The organism is Stenotrophomonas sp. P5_B8, from assembly GCF_054049855.1.
Genome location: NZ_JBFULO010000424.1, coordinates 1 through 3,245 on the forward strand (window position 1 = coordinate 1; position 3,245 = coordinate 3,245).

Consider the following 3,245-nt stretch of genomic DNA (forward strand, 5'->3'; position numbering starts at 1 on the left):
CCTCATGAGCCCATCAGGATGTGCGAGGTTGCCGGCCARCGGCCGGCACCACCCGTCCGCGCCCGGGGGGTGGGCGCGGACGGCAGACCGGCTCAGCGCTTGGCTGCGGCCTTGTACTTCGGCACGAAGACCTCGTTCACCGCCTGGGCCAGCTGGTCCGGCGGCAGCAGGCCCTGGTCGAGCAGGAAGTTGTTGAACGCCAGGCGGTCGAAGCGCTTGCCCAACGCCAGCTCGGTCTGCATGCGCAGTTCCAGGATGCGCGTGTACCCGTAGAAGTAGCTGCCGGCCTGGCCGGGCATGCGCACCATGTAACGGTCCAGTTCCTGGGTGGCCATCGCCTTGGACAGGCCGACGTCGTCGATCAGCACGCGCTCGGCGTTGGCGCGGTCGATCAGGCCCAGGTTGAGCATCGGGTCGAGCATCGCGCGGGCGGCGCGCAGCAGGCGGAACTGCAGTGCGATCAGCTGCCCGTCCAGCGGTTCGTACGGCACCATCTCCGCTTCGGCATACAGCGCCCAGCCTTCTACGTTGACCGAGTTGAAGGCGAACATGGTGCGCGCCAGCGAGATGCCGCGCTCGACCATCGCGGTGAACTGCAGCTCGTGGCCCGGCCGACCTTCGTGCGCGCTCAGGGTCCATGCGGCCGAACCGAAGTTGAAATCGTCGTACTGCGCGGCCTTGTCGCCGGCGGCGGGGTTGCCCAGCGGCAGTACGAAGGTGCCCTGCTGCCCGGTGTTCCCGACCAGCGGCGCGGGCAGGAAGTGCGGGGCCGGCGAGGCCGCGCTCTCGGCCGCCGAGCCCAGCCGCATCTGCATCGGGCGCTGCGGCACGTCGACGATCTTCTCGCGGCGGATGATCGGGTCGATTGCATCGATGACGCCACGGTAGTGGTGCTCGAGCTGGTCGTCGGCGATCTTGTCACCCTTCAGCGCGCGCACCACCGCGACCGGATCGGTCGGGTCGGCCACCTTCAGGCCCTTGGCCTGGACCACCAGCGGCGCCAGCTGGCGCATCGCCGAGCGGGTTTCCATGAATTCCAGCTGCGCACGCTGCATCAGCACCGCCGGGGCGATGTCGATGCCTACCCGCTTGAGCTGGTAGGCGTACAGCGGCTCGGGCAGGCGCGCGTCGGTGCGGGCCTTGGGCAGCACCGCGCTGCGGGTCCAGTCGCGGTACTCGCGCAGCTGGGTGGCAATGGTCTTCAGCGCTTCATCGGCGCCGGCCACCTTGTACTTGCCAAACAGCTGTTCGATGCCGGTGATGTAGGTGTCCACGTTGGCCAGCGACTGCTCGACTTCGATCTTCGTCGGCTGCAGCAGGGTCTTGTCGCCCAGGCGCTCTTCATAGCGCTGGCGCGACAGCGTGGTGACCGGCTGGGTGCCCGGGGCGAGGCCGGCATACGCCTTCAGGCGGTCCAGGGCCTTGGCCCGGCGCTCGGCGGGCACCTGGTCGGACAGCAGCAGGTTGAGGCCGCTGAACACGGTCTGCGGGGTATCGCTCCACGGCAGCAGGTACTTGTCGTTGAGCTCGCTGCCTTCGATGTTCTGGCTGGCCGCKGCGATCATGATCGCCAGGTCCTGGCGCACGTTGGGATCGCGCTCGGTGCTCAGCTTGGCCTGTAGTTCGGTGCGTGCCTTGGCCATGGCCGCGCGGTAGCGGGCGCCGTTGTCCGGGCCGAAATCGGCCACCTTGTCGTCATAGCCGGGCACGCCGAAGAAACCGGTCTCTTCCGGCTGGAATGGGCCCTGCGCATCCAGCAGGATCTGCGCCAGCTGGTTGCTGCGGGTGACCCACGCCGGGCTGGCGGCGGGTTTGGCGGTGGCAGGCTGGGCAGCGGCCTGCCTGGCCAACGCCGGCGGCGCCGACAGGGTGGCGGGGACGGTCAGGGCCAGCGCAACAGCAAGGACGAGCGGCTTCATGCGGGAACTCCAGGGCAGGATGCCTGCGACCCTACGCACTCACGGCGCGCCCGGCAATCGGCCGGAGGTCATGCGCCGATCAGGCCCCCAGCGACCCGGACGGCAACGGGCATTGGCCATTGGCGCGGCATTCTTCCAAGGCGCAGCTGTCGGCGGCCTCTTCGTCGTCCAGTGCGGTGAGGTCGATGGCCTCCTTGCCCTCAGTGACCACGTACAGCATCGGGTAGTCCCATTGCCCGCCGCTGCGCCGGGCATTGAGGAACAGGCGGCCATCGCCGCGCGGGCCGGACAGCGCGATCACGAACTGGCTCTGCCCGGTGGTGTGCATGGAACCGGCCGGCAGGTAGCCGTCCTGCACCGGCTCGCCGAGCGCCTGCACCAGTTCGATGTTGCAGCGCGCGCGGCGCATGGCCTCCTGGTAGGGCGTGCTGGATTTGCTCCAGTACGCCCACTGCGACAGCGCGAACCACACCGCCCAGACCGCCGCGGCGATCCCCACCACCACCGCCAGTGGCATTGCCCAGCGCCAGTGGCGGCGCCACCAGCCGGTGGATGCGGTCTTTCCGGTCAATACGGGGGGCGATGTCATCGGCAAACTCCTTGTCGGGCCGGTGGCGGAAGCGGTGGGTCAGCGGGGCAGGCAGCGCCCCAGGAAATCCTCGGCCAGACGATAGCGGTGCAGCGCATTGCTGCCCGACAGGCCGTGCTTGGCGCCCGGGTAGGTCATCAGTTCGAACGGCTGGCCACGCTTCTGCAGCGCGCTCATCAACGAGGTCGAATTGGTGAACAGCACGTTGTCATCGGCCATGCCGTGGATCAGCAGCAGGCGCGAGCGCAGGCCGTCGATGTGGGCCAGCACGCGCGCGGCTTCATAGCCCTTCGGATTGTTGGCCGGCAGGTTCATGTAGCGCTCGGTGTAGTGGCTGTCATACAGGCCCCAATCGGTGACCGGCGCGCCAGCCACGCCGCAGGCGTAGGTGTCCGACGCCTTGGCCAGCAGCATCAGGGTCATGTAGCCGCCGTTGGACCAGCCCTGCACGCCGATGCGCGCCGGGTCCACCCAGGCCTGCTGCTTCAGCCAGGCCACGCCGCGCAGCTGGTCGGCCACTTCCACCGTGCCCTGCACGCCATACAGCGCGCCGCCGAAATCGCGGCCGCGACGCGGCGTGCCGCGGTTGTCCAGCGAGAACACCACGTAACCCTGCTGGGCCAGGTACTGGTTGAACAGGTGGTCGCCACGGCCGGGCCAGCTGTCGGTGACGGTCTGGCTGGCCGGGCCGCCATACACGTACACCACCACCGGATAGCGCCGGGCCGGATCGAAAC

At 68.9% G+C, this 3,245-nt stretch carries 3 protein-coding genes; all 3 read right to left on the reverse strand.

All coding sequences use genetic code 11. The features are described 5' to 3' along the window. Positions 1-92: 92 nt before the first annotated feature. The gene (locus ACXJKH_RS17470; RefSeq protein ID WP_457321220.1) at positions 93-1,919 is read right to left on the reverse strand and encodes a DUF885 domain-containing protein; all 1,827 of its coding nucleotides are present in this window, start codon (positions 1,917-1,919) and stop codon (positions 93-95) included. Positions 1,920-1,998: 79 nt separating this feature from the next. Further along, positions 1,999-2,508 (reverse strand): cytochrome c oxidase assembly factor Coa1 family protein, encoded by a 510-nt coding sequence (locus ACXJKH_RS17475; protein ID WP_457321222.1) that lies wholly within the window; start codon positions 2,506-2,508, stop codon positions 1,999-2,001. Between the two features lie 39 nt (positions 2,509-2,547). After that, positions 2,548-3,245 (reverse strand): alpha/beta hydrolase family protein (locus ACXJKH_RS17480; protein ID WP_457321224.1); only part of this gene is annotated, 698 nt, incomplete at its 5' end.

What these genes read in the sequence shown, in the direction of transcription:
- ACXJKH_RS17475 (WP_457321222.1), bottom strand. Translation starts at nt 2,508, where the DNA reads ATGACATCGCCCCCCGTATTGACCGGAAAGACCGCATCCACCGGCTGG.